Source organism: Chryseobacterium sp. FR048, assembly GCF_056844665.1.
In genome coordinates this window covers 517332-536207 of record NZ_JBXDSE010000001.1, presented here as the reverse complement: position 1 = coordinate 536207, position 18876 = coordinate 517332, and the positions used below count along the sequence as shown (strand labels likewise).

General features: G+C 38.6%; 12 protein-coding genes. 6 read left to right on the top strand and 6 right to left on the bottom strand.

The genetic code is table 11. From position 1 onward, the window contains the following. The first annotated feature begins 7 nt into the window (after window positions 1-7). Both AC106K_RS02320 and AC106K_RS02315 read left to right on the top strand, forming a co-directional pair. Window positions 8-226 carry a hypothetical protein gene (locus tag AC106K_RS02320; RefSeq protein WP_482443238.1) on the top strand — a complete coding sequence of 73 codons (219 nt, stop codon included), beginning with the start codon at window positions 8-10 and terminating at the stop codon, window positions 224-226. 27 nt (window positions 227-253) lie between these two features. Continuing rightward, window positions 254-688, top strand: a complete 435-nt coding sequence (locus AC106K_RS02315; protein WP_482443237.1) for a branched-chain amino acid ABC transporter substrate-binding protein — start codon at window positions 254-256, stop codon at window positions 686-688. A 62-nt stretch (window positions 689-750) separates the two neighbouring features. Here AC106K_RS02315 and AC106K_RS02310 read toward each other — a convergent pair whose 3' ends face one another. Both AC106K_RS02310 and AC106K_RS02305 read right to left on the bottom strand, forming a co-directional pair. Continuing rightward, window positions 751-1557 (bottom strand): helix-turn-helix domain-containing protein, encoded by an 807-nt coding sequence (locus AC106K_RS02310; RefSeq protein WP_482443236.1) that lies wholly within the window; start codon window positions 1555-1557, stop codon window positions 751-753. Between the two features lie 40 nt (window positions 1558-1597). Next, window positions 1598-2611: an SDR family NAD(P)-dependent oxidoreductase gene (locus AC106K_RS02305; RefSeq protein ID WP_482443235.1), complete on the bottom strand. Its 1014-nt coding sequence runs from the start codon at window positions 2609-2611 to the stop codon at window positions 1598-1600. Between the two features lie 199 nt (window positions 2612-2810). Between AC106K_RS02305 and AC106K_RS02300 the strand changes: the two genes are divergently transcribed. After that, window positions 2811-3815 (top strand): glycosyltransferase family 2 protein, encoded by a 1005-nt coding sequence (locus AC106K_RS02300; protein WP_482443234.1) that lies wholly within the window; start codon window positions 2811-2813, stop codon window positions 3813-3815. A gap of 165 nt (window positions 3816-3980) precedes the next feature. On the opposite strand, the gene AC106K_RS02295 is transcribed toward AC106K_RS02300, so the two are convergent. Next, entirely contained in the window at window positions 3981-5210 is a 1230-nt protein-coding gene (locus tag AC106K_RS02295; RefSeq protein ID WP_482443233.1) for an aminotransferase class I/II-fold pyridoxal phosphate-dependent enzyme, read from the bottom strand. Between the two features lie 157 nt (window positions 5211-5367). On the opposite strand from AC106K_RS02295, the gene AC106K_RS02290 reads away from it, so the two are divergent. After that, window positions 5368-5826 (top strand): Lrp/AsnC family transcriptional regulator, encoded by a 459-nt coding sequence (locus tag AC106K_RS02290; protein ID WP_047095431.1) that lies wholly within the window; start codon window positions 5368-5370, stop codon window positions 5824-5826. 94 nt (window positions 5827-5920) lie between these two features. Here the strand turns inward: AC106K_RS02290 and AC106K_RS02285 are convergent, their stop codons facing one another. From AC106K_RS02285 to AC106K_RS02275, 3 genes are all read right to left on the bottom strand, one after another. Next, a complete protein-coding gene (locus tag AC106K_RS02285) occupies window positions 5921-6640 on the bottom strand; it encodes a hypothetical protein (protein WP_482443232.1) in 720 nt (239 codons plus the stop codon). Between the two features lie 9 nt (window positions 6641-6649). Then, window positions 6650-7684 (bottom strand): bestrophin family protein, encoded by a 1035-nt coding sequence (locus AC106K_RS02280; RefSeq protein ID WP_482443231.1) that lies wholly within the window; start codon window positions 7682-7684, stop codon window positions 6650-6652. Between the two features lie 206 nt (window positions 7685-7890). Then, complete coding sequence (locus tag AC106K_RS02275) at window positions 7891-9963, bottom strand: alpha-ketoacid dehydrogenase subunit alpha/beta (protein WP_482443230.1); 2073 nt, start codon at window positions 9961-9963, stop codon at window positions 7891-7893. A gap of 361 nt (window positions 9964-10324) precedes the next feature. Here AC106K_RS02275 and dnaE point away from each other — a divergent pair, with 361 nt between their 5' ends. After that, entirely contained in the window at window positions 10325-14995 is a 4671-nt protein-coding gene (dnaE, locus tag AC106K_RS02270) for a DNA polymerase III subunit alpha (RefSeq protein WP_482443229.1), read from the top strand. Window positions 14996-15338: 343 nt separating this feature from the next. After that, window positions 15339-18824, top strand: a complete 3486-nt coding sequence (locus AC106K_RS02265; protein ID WP_482443228.1) for a T9SS type A sorting domain-containing protein — start codon at window positions 15339-15341, stop codon at window positions 18822-18824. Window positions 18825-18876 lie beyond the last annotated feature (52 nt).

Below are 18876 nucleotides of genomic sequence, written 5' to 3'. Positions count from 1 at the left end.
TAAACTTATGGCCTGGAATCCTCTCGATATATTTGAATTTGTCTTTGATGCAATAGAATTTTTTACTTCTGGTTCATGGTCTGGTTCTCGATCAGATTCGGATAAAAAAAATCCGGGTATGGCTGATACATCTCAAAAACAAGTGTCGGAAGAATCGGGATTACAGAAGAGCGGGATAGATGAAGGAACGAAGAAAGCAGATAAAACCGAAGGAAATAAATCATAGCAATCATCATTTAAAATAATAAAATTTATGTTCTGGAAACTTTTTGATGTATTGGGGTTTATTTTTGATGTGCTGGATATTTTTAGTTCTGATTTTGGCTTAGGTTCCCGTTTGAGTTCAGACAGGAAAAGCCTGAATTATGATGAAAAGCCACAAAAAAAGGAGTCGGGGAGATCAAAATATTTTACAGAGAAAATAAGTGCCGCATTGATTGCAGTGTCAGCATTCTTTTTTCTGATGGTTTTTAAAGACCCACTGCCAGTAGAAAATAATACACAGACTCTGGTTATAGCTTCTTTAATAGGTGTTGGAATCTCGTTTTTGATATTTTTTGTGCTGTATGTAATGGAACTTTATTATTTTAAAAGTATTTTTAAATTGCTTCTGTTCAGCAGCTCAGTAATTGCTTTTTTTATTTCTGTGGTCCTGTATATTTATTTTAAATCAGGTTGGTTTGTATAACTTCGTTTTACATTAAAAATAAAAAACAGACTGTATTCACAAAGAGTACAGTCTGTTTTGTTTTATCGTGCCAGTGAAGGAGCAAAGCCATACTGTTTTTTGAAAGCATGGGAGAAATGCGACAGATCTTCAAAGCCCACTTCAAGGAAAACGTCAGAGGGCTTTTTATTCTTTTCGGATAAATGATAATAGGCCAGTTCAAGCCGCTTTTGGATAAGCCAGCGCTGTGGCGTGGTCTGAAAAAGCTTCCTGAAATCCCGGTTGAAGGTAGATAAACTTCTTCCTGTAAGATACCCGAATCGTTCCAAAGGCATGTTGAACATATAATTCTTTTCCATAAAAGTGATCAGGTCAACTTTTCCCGGTTCATCAAAATCAGCCAGAACAGCATCAATATCCGGATCAATTTCTCTTAAAATACTGATGGCTTCTGTAATCTTCAGATGCGCAATATTCTCAGGCAGCGGTCCTTCTATTTCAAAATATGGAATAAGAGAAGCCAGGCAGCTTTTCAGAAGCGGATGATGGCTGAAGCTGTGAATGCTGGAATCTCTGGAGATCACTTTCCGTTGCTGATCAACAGAAGTATAAAACTGTTTCAGGCGTTCCGTAGTAAGATGCATGACAACAGCTTTATGGGGAAGTCCGTCTTTAGGATAATTGATGATGGTGGCAAGATGATTCCTCGGAATCAGGAAAATATCTCCGGCTTTGAACAGATAGGACCTGTCCGCCTGGATAATTCTGGTTTCACCTGATATAAACCATACCAGCATATGATATTCAAATACCGTTTCGGTTTTGAAAAGCTTATCATCATAACTGGAAATTTTAATCTCCGGTGTAAGGTATTGAATCTGAAAATCCATCGTCAGCAGTTTGTCATTACAAATGTATTTAAAAAAGAAATCATTTTGCATCAAAACGGAATCCCAGCATTTTTTCACTTAATGTCCATAGTTTTTCTGCATTTTTTCGATCTACAGAGTAGGATTGTACCCCTCTGATCGTTGAAGGTTCATCAAATCTGTGATCGATCTGGCCATTATCAATTTCAGCAATATCACAGTTTTCGCAGTAAACGCCTCCGATGTTGTTAAGCTGAGGACTCACTGCACACCAAATGGTTGTAGCAGCTCCTTGTGGAATGGTTTTTAATCTGGCTTCCACCTCAGGTTTTATATTTCCGTTTTCATCATGAGTTCCAAGCTGTTTGAATAGCTCTATGGGTTCTTCTCTGCCCAGATCAGTTCCATACACAGAACCCGGATGAAGAGAATATGCTCTGATGTTCAGGTCTTTTCCTCTTTCATCAAGCGCTACTGAAAATAGATTACAGGCCGTTTTAGATTGTCCATACCCTGAAAGTGTATCATAGTCCCTTTTTTCAAAATTAGGATCTTCAAAATCAAAAGGTGACATCTGATGTCCATAAGATGAAACACTGATGACCCTTGCTCCGTTTGCTTTCTTGAGTGCCGGCCACAGTTTTGCTGTCAGATGAAACTGTCCGAGGTAATTGGTCGCCAACTGAGATTCAAAGCCTCTGCGGTCTCTGCGAAGGGGTACCCACATGATGCCGGCATTGTTGATGAGAAGATCGAGCTTCCTGCCTGAAGCAATGAATCTATCTGCAAAAGCATCAATGGATTCGGGGTCCATAAGATCCATTCTTTCAGGTTCAATATTTTCCATTCCTGAAAGGTTTTTCATTGCCTTTTCAATATCTCTCGCAGGAATAATCACATGAGCTCCTGCTGAGGTAAGCACTTTGGTTGTTTCAAGGCCTATACCTGCATAGCCGCCGGTGATAATGACTGTTTTTCCGGTAAGATCGATTCCGCTGATGATTTCCTGAGCTGTTGAATCTGTATTAAAACCTGAATGTAAAGGCTGCTGTAGTGGATTGATAATAGGTTCCATTTTTTGTTGTTTTAAATTTCTATAGCAAAATTAGGTGGTATCCGGGATGATGATTTTGTTTAAAATGCCAAATAATTTGGCTCAGAATTTCACCTGTGTTGACAGATCAGTGAAATCTGTTTACGTTAATTTCTCTGAATAAGCTGTTAAACTGTTTGTAGATTCTTCTGCGAATAAGTAATTTTGAAAAATTTTCAATTTGAAACCTAGTATTTCCATCGTTGTTGCTATTTACAACCGAAAAGATGAACTTTTCGAGTTGCTTACCTCTTTGACCCAACAGACCGACCCAGAGTTTGAAATCATTATTGTAGATGACGGATCTTCAATAGACCTGAAACCTACCATATCTAATTTTGAAGAAAGTCTGGACATTAAATATTTCAAAAAAGATAATTCCGGGCCAGGGCTTACAAGAAATTATGGAGCAGCAAGAGCAGCGAACGAATGGCTGGTTTTTGTAGACAGTGATGTGATCGTAGAGAAAGATTATATCGAGCACATTAAAAATGATATTCTTACCATTCCTTGTGATGCCTTCGGAGGGGCTGATAAAGCTCATAAGGGATTTAACCTGATGCAGAAAGCGATTTCCTATTCTATGACCTCTGTTTTTACTACAGGAGGAATCAGAGGAAGTAAGAAGGCTGTTTCAAAGTTTCAGCCAAGAAGCTTTAACATGGGAGTGAAAAAAGCGGTCTTTGAAAAAGTAGGCGGATTTTCAGAGATGAGAATAGGTGAGGACCCGGATCTTTCGATGACCCTTTGGGAAAACGGATTTACGACTGCTTTTTTTGATGATATTGCAGTATATCATAAACGTAGGGTAGATTTCGGAAAATTCTCCAAACAGGTTTATCAGTTTGGCTGTGCAAGACCAATACTTAATCAGAGGCATCCTAATTATGTGAAAATTTCCTTTGCATTTCCTACCTTATTTATGCTAGGGTATGTGATGGGCTTTCTGGAGTATTTTATTTTAGACAGAGGAATTATCCTGAGTTTTTATGGCTTGTATACATTTCTGGTGTTGTTCCATGCTTTGCTACTGACTAAAAATATAAGTATTGCAGGAATGGCCGTTATTTCAACCTATATTCAAATGTTTTCCTATGGGTATGGTTTTCTGAAATCGTGGATTTTGCTGAATGTGCTTAGGATGAAACCTGAAGATGCATTTCCTCATCATTATTATAAGAAATAAAAGGGGAATAGGTTTTGGCTAAAGCCGATTGAATTTGATCTTATTGATTAACGGGCTAAAGCCCGTTCCTATTGAATCACTCTGTTTATTTTATCTGTCTCAATAGAATAATAAAAAAACAAAGCCGGCTATTTCAAGTGAAATAGCCGGCTTTCGTAATAAAATTTAGGATATATGAATGTTTTCATGGTGGTTAAGAACACCTACTTTCAGCATACACTCTTTCATTTTTTGGTAAGTTCTTTTAATGTCGTGGTCCAGGCCTATGGAGAATCTGATTAGTCCGTCAGAAATACCAATGGAAGCACGTTCTTCTTCCGGAATTTCTGATGAGGTAGATTTTCCTGAGCAGGAGAATAAGGTTTTATAGAATCCTAAGCTTACTGCAAGGTAGCCCAGGTTTTCTTTCTGCATCATTTCCATCAGTTCGTTTGCTTTTTCCGTAGTTCCGGCATCCAGAGTCAATAGTCCTCCGAATCCGTATTCTTCGTCAATCATGCTTTTCATCAATTCATGATTCTTGTGGGAAGGAAGTCCTGGGTAGGATACTTTTAAGCCGTCTTTTTCAAATTTTTCAGCCAGATACATAGCATTGTGGCTATGTTGTTTAATTCTGATATGGAGAGTTCTCAGATTTTTCAGAATACTGGATGCTCTTAAGCTGTCCATAGTAGGGCCGAGAAGCATACATGCTCCGGAATTTACGTTTTTGGTATCGTCGATGAATGACTGTGATGCACAATATACACCTCCTACCGTATCACTGCTTCCGTTGATGAATTTCGTTAAACTGTGGATAACGACATCCGCTCCAAATAGTTGTGGACTGATAGAAAGTGGTGAAAAAGTATTGTCAACGATAAGTTTCAAATTATGCTTTTTACAGATCTCCGAAAGCTTTCTAAGGTCTGCTACCTCAAGAAGTGGATTGCTCACACTTTCACAATAGATCACTTTTGTACTTGGAGTAATGGCATTTTCTATGGATTCAAAATTGTTGATGTCCACAAATGTAGTGGCTACATTGAATTGTGGAAGAAAATTTTTCAGAAAAGCATAAGTTCCGCCATAGATCGTTCTGCTTGAAATGATATGGTCTCCACTTTTGCACACCTGCATCAGAACTGAGGTAATGGCTCCCATTCCGGATGCTGTAACATTGGCTGATTCTGTGTTTTCCATTTTGGCAAGAGCCTGTGCCAGATAAAGATTCATTGGGGATGAATGTCTGGAATACAGATAGCATCCTTCTGCATTTCCTTCGAAAGTATCAAACATGGTCTTTGCAGAAAGGAAAGTATAGGTAGAGCTGTCAGAAATAGAAGGGTTTACTCCTCCAAATTCGCCGAAGTACTGAAGATCCTGGATCTCGTTGGCTGCGTTAAAGTTTTCCATAAGCATTGTTTTTATTTTATCGGCCCAATTTGCGTTATTTTCTTAATTAATACAATATAAATTTGAATTTATAGAATATAAAACTGTAAAATATTGTTTATTTAGAAAAAATAATTGTTATCTTCGGAAATATTAAATTTCCACCAAAAAATTATCTATGGAACTGGATGAAACGGACAAAAAATTATTAGTGTTTTTGCAGGAAGACTGTAAACAAACCACCAAAGAGCTGTCCGGTAAGCTGGGATTGTCGGTTACAGCCATTTATGAGCGGATAAAGAAGCTTGAAAATGCGGGTGTTATTTCAAAGTATGTTGCTTTGCTGGACAGAAATAAGGTGAAGCGGAACTTTATTGTGCTTTGCCATGTGAAACTTACCCAGCATAAAAAAGAGTTTGTCCTGCAGTTTGAAAAAGAGGTGATGAATCTTCAGGAAGTCACAGAATGCTTTCATGTAAGCGGAGATTATGACTATATACTTAAAATAGGCGTGAAAGATATTGAAGACTACCGTAATTTTATGCTGACCAAGCTGACAACACTTCAGCATATTGCCAGTACACACAGTTCGTTTATGATTTCTGAGGTGAAAAATACAACGGCAATCATTTTGTAAAGTAAGAAGAGGAAATGATCTGTTTAATCCATACTTTTCTCGCATTATTTCTTTTCAGTCCTGTACAAATGATAGATTCTATGAAAGTAATTTTTTATTCATAGTACTCCAGAAACTGCCAGGATTTATTTTTGTACTGATAAATCATTGATTTTGAATATTTGAAATCAGGTTTACTTTCATTAAACTGTATCTGTACCAGATAGCAATTCTCCTGATTCTTCATATACCATGGAAGTATGGCAATTCCTAATATATTAAAATCAGAATGCTGATCTATTGTCAGTTCTTTTTTCAGTTTTAGTCCCGTGTTGTAATAGAAGTTTCTTGTATTTCCGTCTTCAAGAATTTCTTTACCGGTTTCGGTGTTCCACTGTATTCTTTTTTTAAAGGCTGAAAAATCATAAATCAATTTTGAATTGACGGCAGGAATAATAATTTTGCCTTTGTTCATTTTGACAAAATTCAGGTAGTTTTCTTTATTCCAAAGCTTTTCAAAAAGCTCAGGATATTCGTTTTTTTCAAACCTTTTGCATTCATGATAGGGAACATTACCACAAATAGCATCTTGTCTTGTCTTTATAAGGATATTCAGGATGATGTTTTTATCTTCTGCGATGAAGTTTTTGAAGTCTTCATTATGATAGAGATTTTTTAATAAGCCTGAAAAGTCAGTCTCTTTGATAGCAGCCTGATTTTTTTCATAATACTGTTTATCTTCCTGATAAAGCTTATCACATTCCTCGGTCTGTGCCTTTATATTGAAAAAAGGAAGCAATACTAAGCAGCTGAATATAATTTTGAACTTTCGCATAATGAAATATTATACCAATACTCCCTGTTTAGAGGCAATAGGATCCGGAAGGTCTGTTTCACCACCCATTTGAAGAAGATCGATTTCGATAGTTCTGCATATGGAAAGCATAGGTACATCAAACATCAAACCAGCAAAAGGGTTTTCAGAATAATCTCCTACCAGTTCCATAATGATATAGATCCAGCCGATGATGATACAGAAAGGAATAGACGTCCATATTCCCCAATCTCCCAATTTGGCAAATTCATTCACTAATCCCAGAGGAAGAAGGGTAATAAATAAGATGTTGAATACAAATGCGGTGCTGGCAAACTGTCTTGGCGAAGGAAATTTTTTAATTCTTTCTGCCTGTCCCTGAAAATTATAGAATTCATTCAGACTGTTTTGAAGCTGTGTCTGGTTGAAATCTGTGATGGCATTCATATTTTTCAGTTCATTGATGTCTTTGGCTTGCTGAGAAATCAGATAGGTTGCGAAATTCTTGTAATGATTTTTCAATTCATATTCTTCCTCAGAAAGGTATTTGTGGAGGAAAATAGGAGCTCTTCCATAGTCAGGAAATCCTGCTCTTATCAGTCGGTTTCTTCTCAGGTTGATATTTCCGAATTTATTATTTTCACTGCTGCTGATATGCTCCCATTCTGTAGGAACCAGAAGCTGTTCACGGAAAGTATATAACCATGCAATGTGGCGGTTGACAATTCTTTTCTTACGGTCTTCAAGATCAAAAGTGCCAATCTGCTCATTCTGAGTATCAAAAGCGTACACCATAGAAGCAAATGAACGGCTGGAGTTGACGATTCCGCCCCAGATCTTGCGGGCTTCCCAAAGTCTGTCATACGCCTGGTTGTTTTTGAAACCTACCAAAAATGCTTCCGCTGTACCAATCAGAGCCACGGGAACCCATGGAATAGTCATCCAGTGCCAGTTGAAGAAATAAAAAATAACAGCAATCAGCGTACACCAGATAGAAATCAGGATAAGATGAACGCCGGATAGATTGAGAACCTGTTTATAATTGACGTATTTGGTTGTGATCATAAAGATGAATGTGTTTTGCGTGTACAGACAAAATAAGTACCAAACTGTAATGAGGTTTGGTTGGTATAACCTGTTATAGATAATGTTTCAGACTTTATTGAGGTATAATGGCCTAGCATTGAGATTTATAATCTTAAATAAAAGTAATAAAAAAAATGCATAAAAAAACCTCTAAAAAATATTTAGAGGTTTCAATATATAGAAATTTAATATTTCAGCATTTCTTCGATCTTTTTGGAAAGCTTTTCAGCATTCGGGAGCATTTCTTTTTCCAGTACCAGGTTGATAGGAACTGCAGGTACATCCAGCGATCCCATTGTCTCTACCGGAGCATCCAGATATTTGAAACAGTTTTTAGAAATACGGTGAGCAAAGGCTTCAGCAAAAGAGTTGTTGAGTTGCTCTTCAGTCAGAACAATACACTTTCCATGTGCTTTTACTCTTTCAAAAACAAGCTCTTCATCAAGAGGAATCAACGTTCTTAAATCGATCACTTCAACTCTTCCATTGAATTGCTTGGCAGCTTCTTTAGCCCAGTAAACACCCATTCCGTAAGTAACAACCAATACTGTTCTTCCTTTTTCAGTTTCGTTCTTATCCGCCTCGATGATTACTTTTCCTTTTCCGAACGGAAGAACATAGTCTTCAGCCGGTTCTATTGTTTTAGCATCTTCAGTTCCCGGAACTTTGCTCCAGTACAATCCTTTATGCTCCAGCATTACTACCGGATTCGGATCGTAATAGGCAGCCTTCAGCAAACCTTTGAAATCGGCTGCATTACTTGGATACGCTATTTTGATTCCTTTAATATTGGCTAAGATACTTTCTACGCTGCCACTGTGGTAAGGGCCACCACCACCGTAAGCTCCGATCGGAACACGGATGATGTTGCTGACCGGGAACTTTCCGCCACTCAGGTAGCTGGATTTTGAAATTTCCGTAATCAGCTGATTGATTCCAGGGTAGATATAATCGGCAAACTGTACTTCAACGATCGGTTTTAATCCTACAGCACTCATACCCGCGGTAGAACCAATGATATAGGCTTCCTGGATAGCCGTATTGAAAACTCTCTTGCTTCCGAATTTTTTTCCTAAAGTTACCGTTTCACGGAAAACACCACCGATTCTTTCCCCTACATCCTGTCCGTAAAGTAGCGCTTCAGGATGTTTCCACATTAATTCCTGAATAGCGTGGATGGCAGCATCTACCATAACGATCTTTTCACCGTTGGCCGGTTCACGAGTTCCTGCTTCTTCAGTAATTGGAGTAGGAGCGAAAACGTGCTGCATTACTGTTTCAGGCTTTGGATCTTCTGCGTTTTTAGCTCTTTCAAAAGCTTCCTCAGCTTCAAGTCGGGCTTTTTTCGTAATCTGTTTCAGAAGATCTTCATCAGTACCTGTTTCCAGTAAATGCTTTCTAAGGATTTCTCCAGGATCTTTAGCTCTATGTTTAGTTAAATCTTCTTCGTCTCTATAGAATTCTCTTCTTACTCCCGAAGTATGGTGCCCGATCAAAACGGTTTTTGCACATACCACTAAAGGCTTTCTTTCTGTTCTTACAAAATCAACAGCTTTTTTCATGGCTTCAAAACTCTCCACGAAATCAGTTCCGTCCACTCTCATTCTACTTAAACCTGTAAATCCTGCCACAAAATCATAGGCATCACACGTTCTTGCTTCGTCTTTCGTTACAGAAATTCCCCACTCATTATCCTGTACAAGGAAGATAATAGGAAGTTGGTGTAAAGCGGCAAATTGTAACGCTTCACTCACTTCACCTTCAGTCACAGAATTGTCTCCAAGGCTGCATACTACCACAGGGTTGTTTTCAAAATTCTGAAGATTGAAATCCTGGATATATTTGATTCCCTGTGCCACCCCTGTTGTAGGAATGGTCTGCATTCCGGTAGCGGAACTCTGGTGAATGATTTTCGGTTTGTTTTCATCCCTACTTGAAGGATGTGAATAATAGGATCTTCCTCCAGAAAAAGGATCGTCAGCTTTAGCCAATAACTGAAGCATCAGTTGATAAGGTTCAAAACCGATTCCTAAAAGAATACTCTCATCTCTGTAGTAAGGAGAAACCCAGTCCTCCTTCTTGAGCTGATAAGCAGTTGCCAGCTGGATGGCTTCATGACCTCTTGAAGTACTGTGAACGTATTTGCACACATTCCTGTTTTCTTCATAAATGTCAGCCATTGCTTTTGCCAGCATCATATGATTGTACGCTTTAAGTAAAATATCCTGAGAAACTTTTTCGTGAAGTGTATTTTCCATAGGAAGCAAATATACATTAAAAAAACAAAATACTAACAGTTGTTAGTATTTTGTAAGAAATCAATTGATTTACTGTTAATTCCTTATTTATTTTTTCAGAAATAAGTCTTTTTACCTATACTATTTCGGGAAAATAAACTCCCGGGATACCGCATTGGGCAAAATCTATGACCCGTAATCAGGATAATTGAATGATTTTTATGAAACAGTTGAAACGGTATCATTGATTACCGTTTTTTATTGATAATTTCAATGCTGTTTTTCCATACTATTGATCGTTTAAATGGTGACTTTAAAGCCATATTTGGAAAAAATGAAGTAACTTTACATTCTCTTTTGTATAAAAAAGTTAGAAAATTATATGTATTTAATTTTTGACACAGAAACAACCGGTTTACCAAAAAATTTCAACGCTCCGCTTTCAGATTCGGATAACTGGCCCAGAATGGTTCAGATTGCATGGCAATTGCACGATGATGACGGAAATCTGATTGAAAACCAGGATTATATTATAAAACCTGAAGGGTATGATATTCCCTTCAACGCTGCCAGAATTCACGGGATCACAACGAAGATTGCCAATGAAGAAGGACGTGATCTGCAGGAGATCTTAGAAGAATTTTCCAAAGTACTGGAAAGAGTAAGAGTGGTCTCCGGGCACAATGTAGAGTTTGACTACAATATCGTAGGAGCTGAATTCTACAGGAAAAATTTAAAAGACAATTTACAGGAAAAGCCTAAAGCGGATACCATGATCTTGGGAACGGATTACTGCCAGTTGGGCGGTGGTCGTGGTGGAAGGTTCAAACCTCCGAAGTTGGAAGAGCTTTATGAAAAGCTGTATGGCAATAAGTTTGACGAAGCCCACAATGCGGCGGCCGACGTAAATGCTACAGCCAGAGCTTTCTTTGAGATGGTAAGAATTGGAGTGGTTCCTGCTGAAACATTAAAGATTTCAGAGGATCAGCTTGCTTATTTCAGAAGTCTTTATCCGGATCCTATTAAGCCTTTTAATATTGTTATCAGAAGGCAGGTTGCTGATTTTCATAATAAGAAAAAGCAGCAGGATTTCGGAAGTATTGACGAAATTGATCTCGGTAGATATTTCAACTTCAATAACCATAGTGTTTTCTCTACGCTGACGGCTACTTCCAGCATCAATGATCTGATCAAAAAAGCTTCCGAAGAAAATTTTCCGGCAGTAGGAATGGTGGATCTTGGAAATATGATGGGAGCTTTCAAGTTCGTTTCTGCAGTAGAGGGAGCTAATGGAGACAGATCCAAAAAACATAAAGAATATTTAGCTAAAAAGCAGGAGGCTGAAGAAAACGGAACAGAATTCAATGAAACGGAGCCTGTTTCAGAGCCGCTAATTCCTGTTGTGGGTTGCGAATTCTATATTTCAGACCGTTATGAGCAGAAGCAGTTTACCAAAGATGATCCGGACAGAAGGACGCAGGTGGTGCTTTTGGCAAAAGATTTTAACGGATATAAAAATTTAGCAAAACTTTCAAGTATTGGATTCCTTAAAGGATTCTACTTTGGAGTTCCCAGGGTGAGCCGTGAGCTGATTGCTGAGTATAAAGAAGGAGTCATTGCTTTGACTTCCGGAATTATGGGAGATATTCCCGATGCGATCTTAAATACCGGTGAGCAGAAAGGGGAGGAGCTTTTCAAATGGTGGAAAGATACCTTTGAAGATGACTTCTATGTACAGCTTCAAAACCATAAACTGCCTGAAGAAGAACACTTAAATGAAGTTCTTCTCTATCTGGCGGATAAATATAATGTTAAGATTTTAGCCCAAAACGAAACGTTTTACACCAATAAAGATGATGCCAATATCCAGGATATTGTAAGCTGTATCAAAGATGGTGAGAAGCTGACAACACCTATTGGAAAAGGATTTGGTAAAAGGAGAGGGCTGGCGACGGGAGAATATTACATCAAAAATTCTGATGAAATAAAAGAAGCTTTCCTGGCATATCCTGATGCATTTGATGCTTATGAAGAATTTACAGCAAAATTTAAGCCTTATACCTTAAAAAGAGATGTTCTTCTACCTAAGTTTGATATTCCGGAAGAGTTTATTCATGCTGAAGATGATGTAGACGGAGGAAAAAGAGGGGAGATGGCTTATCTTACTTATCTTACCTATGAGGGGGCTAAAAGAAGATATGATCCGATAGGAGGTATTACAGATGAAATTAAAGAACGTCTGGACTTTGAGCTTGAAGTAATCGCCAATACCGGGTATCCGGGATATTTCCTTATTGTACAGGATTTCTGTAACGAAGCCCGTAAAATGGGAGTATGGGTAGGCCCGGGAAGGGGATCTGCAGCGGGTTCTGCCGTTGCTTACTGTATCGGAATTACCAACGTAGACCCTATTAAATATGATCTCCTTTTTGAGAGATTCCTGAACCCGGAAAGGGTATCGATGCCCGATATTGATATTGACTTTGATGATGAAGGTAGAGATAAAATTATCAAATGGGTTGTTGAAAAATATGGTAAAACTCAGGTAGCACAGATTATTACTTACTCTGTATTGGGAGGGAAATCCGCCATTAAAGATGCCGGAAGAGTTTTAGATGTTCCGATTCCTGATACCAACAATATTGCTAAGCTTATTCCTCCAAGTCCGGGGATGAACATTGCAAAAGCTTTGGCAAAATATGATAAACTGAAACCGGAAGAACAGATGCTTGTTGATGAGATGAGGTATGTTCTGGACAGTCCGGATGACGCGCGCCACGGTGTTCTTGCCAGTGCAAAAAAGATGGAAGGCTGTATCAGAAATACGGGAATCCATGCCTGTGGGGTAATCATTACACCTGAGGATGTAAGTAACCTGGTTCCTGTAACTATAGCAGCAAAAGATGCCGATATTTTGGTGTCACAGTTTGATAACTCGGTGGCTGAAAGTGCGGGACTTCTGAAGATGGACTTCCTGGGGCTGAGAACGCTGACGATCATTAAAGACGCATTGAAGCTGGTAAAAGCAAGATATGGAGTAGATATTGATCCGGATCTTATTCCGCTTGATGATGCTAAAACCTATCAGCTGTTTAAAGAAGGAAGAACGGTAGGGATTTTCCAGTATGAAAGTCCCGGGATGCAAAAATACATGAGAGAGCTTAAGCCTACGGTTTTTGCCGATCTTATTGCCATGAATGCATTATATCGTCCGGGTCCTATCAAGTATATTCCAAACTTTATCAACCGTAAGCACGGAATTGAAGAAATTGTATATGACCTGCCGGAAACGGAAGAATACCTTAAAGAAACCTACGGAATTACCGTTTATCAGGAGCAGGTAATGCTTTTATCCCAGAAACTGGCCAACTTTACAAAAGGGGAAGCCGATACTTTGAGAAAAGCAATGGGTAAAAAGCAGATCGACGTTCTGAATAAAATGTACCCTAAATTCATTGAAGGAGGTAGAAAGAACAATCTGAACGAAGAACGTTTAGAAAAAATCTGGAATGACTGGAAAGCCTTTGCAGAATATGCCTTCAACAAGTCGCACTCTACCTGCTATGCCTTTATTGCCTATCAGACAGCTTATCTGAAGGCCAATTATCCGGCAGAATATATGGCGAGTGTAATGAGTAATAACATTAACAACACAGACTCTATCACCATGTTCATGGAAGATTGTAAGAGTATGGGGGTGGATGTTTTGGGGCCTGACGTTAATGAATCTCAATACAAATTCTCTGTAAACGAAAAAGGCCAGGTTCGCTTTGGTCTTGGAGCGATTAAAGGAATCGGGGAGGGACCGAGTGAAGCAATTACAAGAGAAAGGGAAAACGGAAGATTTAAAAATATTTACGATTTCTTTGAAAGAATAATGCCTTCCCAAATGAATAAAAGGGTGGCGGAAAGTTTAGTGCTGGCAGGAGCTTTTGATGAACTGGATTCTTTCCACAGAGGACAGTATTTTGATATTGACATGGCAGGAAGAACCAATCTGGAGAGACTGATCCGATATGGACAAAGCTTCCAGGAGAGTAAGAACGAGATGGAGCATTCCCTGTTTGCAGATTTTGCAGAAGAAGTTCAGATTGAGCAGCCTAAATTGCCACCGTGCCCGGAATGGCCGAATATGCATAAGCTGAATAAGGAAAAAGAAATCATTGGTTTCTATCTTTCTGCACATCCGTTGGATGAATTCAAATATCAGTTTCAGTTTATGCAGGGGCAGCTTTCCAAAAAGTCGGTGCTGGAAAAAGATGAAGAAGGAAAAACAGCGACAGAAGAAGCTCCGGTATTAGAACAGGACGCTCAGGATGATAATGTAGACCTTACCGAGATCGTGTCTGATGATGTAGTAGCGGGAGAAGAAGAAGTTGTGGAAGAGGTAACAAAAAAGGCTGAGCCGAAAGGTAATTTCATGTTTCTGAATCTTGATGAGGTTGATGCCTATAAAGAGCAGGCTTTTGCCAATAAACAGGAAGAGCTTTTCCAGGAAAAGAAGAAAGACTGGAAAACCCTTCAGAAAGAAAGAGAAAATGGCGGCGGTGGTAAAGAATATACTGTAGCCGGACTGATTACAGAATACAGAGTTCAGGATGGTTTCAGAAGCGGTGAAAAAGTGGCATTTGTGACATTGGAAGACTATTCGGGTTCCTATTCTTTCAGATTGGGAGACAGAGATTATATGAGATTGAAGGAAAAACTGGAGGTCCAGAGATTTGTAATTTTCAAGATCAAATTTGCTCAGGTAAAAGACGGAAGGGTTTTTGTGAATGTAAATGATGTCATAGAACTTCAGGAAGCATTTGAGCGATTTGCAAAAAGTATATCTTTGGTAATGGATGTAATGGATGTAAGACCGGAGGATCTCGACTTTTTCAGAACGGTTCTGGACAGGAATAAAGGAAATCAGAAATTGAAGTTCTTTATCAAAAATATTGATGACGATTCTCATATAGAAGTGCAGTCTATGAAGCACTCGGTGGATCTGAACGGTGATCTGATCAAAGAAATTCAGTTGCTTAATAAATATGAGTTCTATCTGAATTAAAAAGAGATATAATAATTTGAAAGAGTGGCTTTTGTCACTCTTTTTTTGTTTTAAAAGTCTGTAAAAAAAGAATAGTCTATAAAATTTATCAAGAAATATATTATGTTAAGTGGGGTTTTTCCTCAGGAGTAGTTTTTTGATTTGTTTAATTTAATTTACTGTAAATCAGTGTTTTGTATTTTTGTCATCAATTGTTGAATTTTAGTTAAAATTAAATAATCGTTTAATTTTTGATAAAAATAATAGGTATTTTAAATGTTTTGGTGTATCATTTTAAGATAAATTTTGATATTGATTTAAATATTTGCTTACATTTACCGCCCTAACTTTTATTTTACGAAGTATGAAAAAACTTTTACACATGTGTATGCTGACCCTCGGAATATGGTCATCAGCACAAACCACTCTTATATCGCCCACGGTGAATAATGGGGGATTTGAATCCGGTACTGCCGGATGGACTTTTGTCAATGGAACAGAAACCAACAAGTGGCAGGTCGATACGAATGCTGCCGCAGGATTTTCAGGAACAAATTCTGCTTACATTTCGAATAGTGCAAGTGCTCCGTATGCGAATAACTATTCACTTACCAACACTTCCACAACGTTTTTATACCAGGATGTAACCTTTCCCGCGGGAGAAATAAAGATTAATTTATCTTTTAAGCTGCTTGTTCAGGGTGAGAATTACATAGGAGATGATTATGATTATCTCAGAGTCTATCTGGTACCTACAACTTATACACCTACAGCGGGTAATATACCGAGTACAAGTACTTACCCGAACAACTGGCTATATAATTTAAAAGGAGCAGCGTGGACGAATCAGAATATTAGTATCACTAATTTAGGAAATGCTACCAGTCCGGTTAGCATGCGTTTGGTATTCATGTGGACCAATGATAGTACATCAGGTACACAACCACCTGCAGCAATAGACGATGTTACATTGACATCAAGCCCTCCAGGGAATTTTACATCAATTGCTACTGGAAACTGGGGATCAGCTTCAACCTGGGATGCAAATGCCGTACCTACAGTATTTGATAATGTAACTGTGGATACAGGGCATGTGGTTACCATCAATGCTACAAGCCAGGCAGCCAGTAATGTGACTGTAAAAGGGACTTTGGCTTACGGAACAACTCCAACTTCATTTGCTGTGAGTGGAAATCTGAATGTAAATCCAGGAGGGATGATTAATGTATTTAACGGAACAACAGGAAAAACACTGAATGTTGCCGGAAATATAGTTAATAACGGTACAATCGATCTTTCTGTAGGATCAACTACTTCAGGTAACCTTACACTTAGCGGAGCTAATGTACAGACGGTGTCAGGGTCAGGAACATTCAATAATGGGATAATAAGAAACATTACTTTCTCTAATACCAATACTGCTGTTCCTAATATCAACTGGTCCTTTAATGATATTAAGGTTGCTTATAACCTGAATATGACCGGAGCAAGAGTGAACCTGGGAAATAATAAAATGACTTTTGGAAATAATGCGGCAGCAAATACCCTTACTGCACCAAGCGGAACTGGATTTTTACCAGGTGCTAAATTTTCAAGATATTGGGCTGCTACAGGAACAGGAACTACCATTACTGCCGGAAGTGATCCTACAGCTACAACAAGTAAATATCCTTTTGTAAGTACTACAGGATCTGACAGAGGTATGTTTATTACGAGAACTAATACAACAGGAGCGGCTGCAGGTGAGCTTGCTGCAGTATATAATGATGCCACTACAACGACTTCAGGTTTGAGCATTGTTGATGGAACTTATACTGTTACAGATAGATATGATGGAAATTGGACTGTGTCTAATGAAGGAACTTCTATTGCTGCAAGTTCTTACTCTGTTGCCCTGCTTGCACCGGGAGCATTTCTGGCAACCAGTGGTAACTCCAGAATAATGGCCGCGAACAGTGCTATAGGTGGAACACATCAGAACGGAACTATAACACCGGGAGCACAACGTGTGACGCTACCTCAGGCAGATCTTTTAGCTGGACCTTTATATATAGGAATCAGTAATTCAGATATCCCATTTGCTTCAGTTACCAGCGGAAACTGGAATAATGCTGCTACCTGGAATAAAGGAACCGTTCCAAGTTGTACAGATGCAATACAAATTGCCAATACACATAATGTTACTGTAAATTCTGCAGCCAGTGTCTCTAAAAATCTAACGATCAATACAGGAGGAACACTTACTCTTGCATCAGGAGACCTTAGTGTGGGATGTACTAATAAGAATAATACGTTTACAAATAATGGAACGCTTACAGTGACTGGCGGTACTTTGAATGTAAATGGTAATATGACCAGCGTATCAGGATCAACATTCAATCAATCCGGTGGTGATATTGTTGTAGATGGTAATGATGGAGGAGCCACAGCCACTTCAGTAGCTTCAGGAACTCCGATTGTATTACTGAGTACAAATAATATTAACTGGACAGGAGGTACTTTCACTGTTGTAGATCCACACGTAGCTTCTACTTCTACAATTGCTTTCTCTTATAATAATAGTTCAAGTGTTGAGGTTTCTACTGCTCATACCTTGAAATTAGGAAATGGTATTTCTACTGACGCAGGTGGAAATAGTACGGCTCAATTTAAACTGGATACTTATACAGGAACAGGAAGACTTAACTTAGGTAACCTTGAGATCAATGCCAATACAGGTACCAATAGAGCGGTAACAATTCCTTTTTCTACTGCTGTAAAAGGAAATCTGACAATATATCCAAATGCTGAGTTCATCGGAAGCACAACAGTTACTGTAGGAGGAAACTTTACCAATAATGGTACATTTACGGGGACAAGTACCTTACAGATGGCTGCTGTTACTGGTACTACAGCTTCTGCGTCTACTCAGGCCCAAACTATTTCAGGAAGTGGAGTATTCAGAAACTTAGCTGCATCTCCTACTGCAAACTTAAATAGTCTTACAGTAAATAATACAAATGCAAATGGAGTTACACTGGGAGTGCCTTTATCTTTAAGTTCAACTTTAACACTTAATGCTGGAAAAGTAAATACAACTTCTGTCAATTTACTTACATTAGGAACTGCAACAGCCGGAGGAACTTTGTCAGGTGGATCAACTTCAGCATACATTAACGGACCTTTTGTAAGAACTATTGCCAATGCCAATACTTCTTATATTCTTTATCCGGTTGGAAAAACTGCTTATGCACCGATTTGGCTGGCTCCGGCTACAACATCTGTTGCCAGTATGAAGGCTGAAGCATTTGATTCTAATTCAGGAACAGCTTCCGCTGCTAGTGTTGTAAACCTTTCTGCGACCAGAAGATGGGAAGCACCATTGGTTTCAGGTACTATAAATACTATTAATGTTAAACTGGGAGATAGCAATATTCAAAATGTTAGCATCCCTGTAATGGCTCCTACAGCTTCAGGAGTGTATACAAACGCATTTGGAAATACGGCTACTTATGTTGCAGGGACAAGTACTGTTCCTGCTAATATACAGTCGACAACTGCTGTAGCTTCTACTGATTATACAGGTTTCCTTTCTTATGGAGAGCTTAACCCGAATCTAGGGACAAGCGAAACAAAAGCGAAGGAAAGAGGAGTGAATGTTTATCCAAATCCATTCTATGACGTTCTGAACATTTCTGATGTTTCTAAAGTACAGTCAGTAGCTATTGTAGATGTAGCGGGAAGATTGGTGAAAACCATTGAAAATCCTTCTACTGTCCTTCAACTGAGAGATCTTAAAGAAGGAATGTATTTAGTAGTATTGAATATGAAAGACGGAACTAAACAAACCGTTAAGGCAATTAAGAAATAAAGCCATTATTGATCATAATTAGAACAGCAACCTGAGGGTTGCTGTTTTTTTT

What these genes read in the sequence shown, in the direction of transcription:
- AC106K_RS02280 (WP_482443231.1), bottom strand. Translation starts at nt 7,684, where the DNA reads ATGATCACAACCAAATACGTCAATTATAAACAGGTTCTCAATCTATCC.
- AC106K_RS02315 (WP_482443237.1), top strand. Translation starts at nt 254, where the DNA reads ATGTTCTGGAAACTTTTTGATGTATTGGGGTTTATTTTTGATGTGCTG.
- AC106K_RS02285 (WP_482443232.1), bottom strand. Translation starts at nt 6,640, where the DNA reads ATGCGAAAGTTCAAAATTATATTCAGCTGCTTAGTATTGCTTCCTTTT.
- AC106K_RS02265 (WP_482443228.1), top strand. Translation starts at nt 15,339, where the DNA reads ATGAAAAAACTTTTACACATGTGTATGCTGACCCTCGGAATATGGTCA.
- AC106K_RS02275 (WP_482443230.1), bottom strand. Translation starts at nt 9,963, where the DNA reads ATGGAAAATACACTTCACGAAAAAGTTTCTCAGGATATTTTACTTAAA.
- AC106K_RS02310 (WP_482443236.1), bottom strand. Translation starts at nt 1,557, where the DNA reads ATGGATTTTCAGATTCAATACCTTACACCGGAGATTAAAATTTCCAGT.
- dnaE (WP_482443229.1), top strand. Translation starts at nt 10,325, where the DNA reads ATGTATTTAATTTTTGACACAGAAACAACCGGTTTACCAAAAAATTTC.
- AC106K_RS02320 (WP_482443238.1), top strand. Translation starts at nt 8, where the DNA reads ATGGCCTGGAATCCTCTCGATATATTTGAATTTGTCTTTGATGCAATA.
- AC106K_RS02305 (WP_482443235.1), bottom strand. Translation starts at nt 2,611, where the DNA reads ATGGAACCTATTATCAATCCACTACAGCAGCCTTTACATTCAGGTTTT.
- AC106K_RS02290 (WP_047095431.1), top strand. Translation starts at nt 5,368, where the DNA reads ATGGAACTGGATGAAACGGACAAAAAATTATTAGTGTTTTTGCAGGAA.
- AC106K_RS02295 (WP_482443233.1), bottom strand. Translation starts at nt 5,210, where the DNA reads ATGGAAAACTTTAACGCAGCCAACGAGATCCAGGATCTTCAGTACTTC.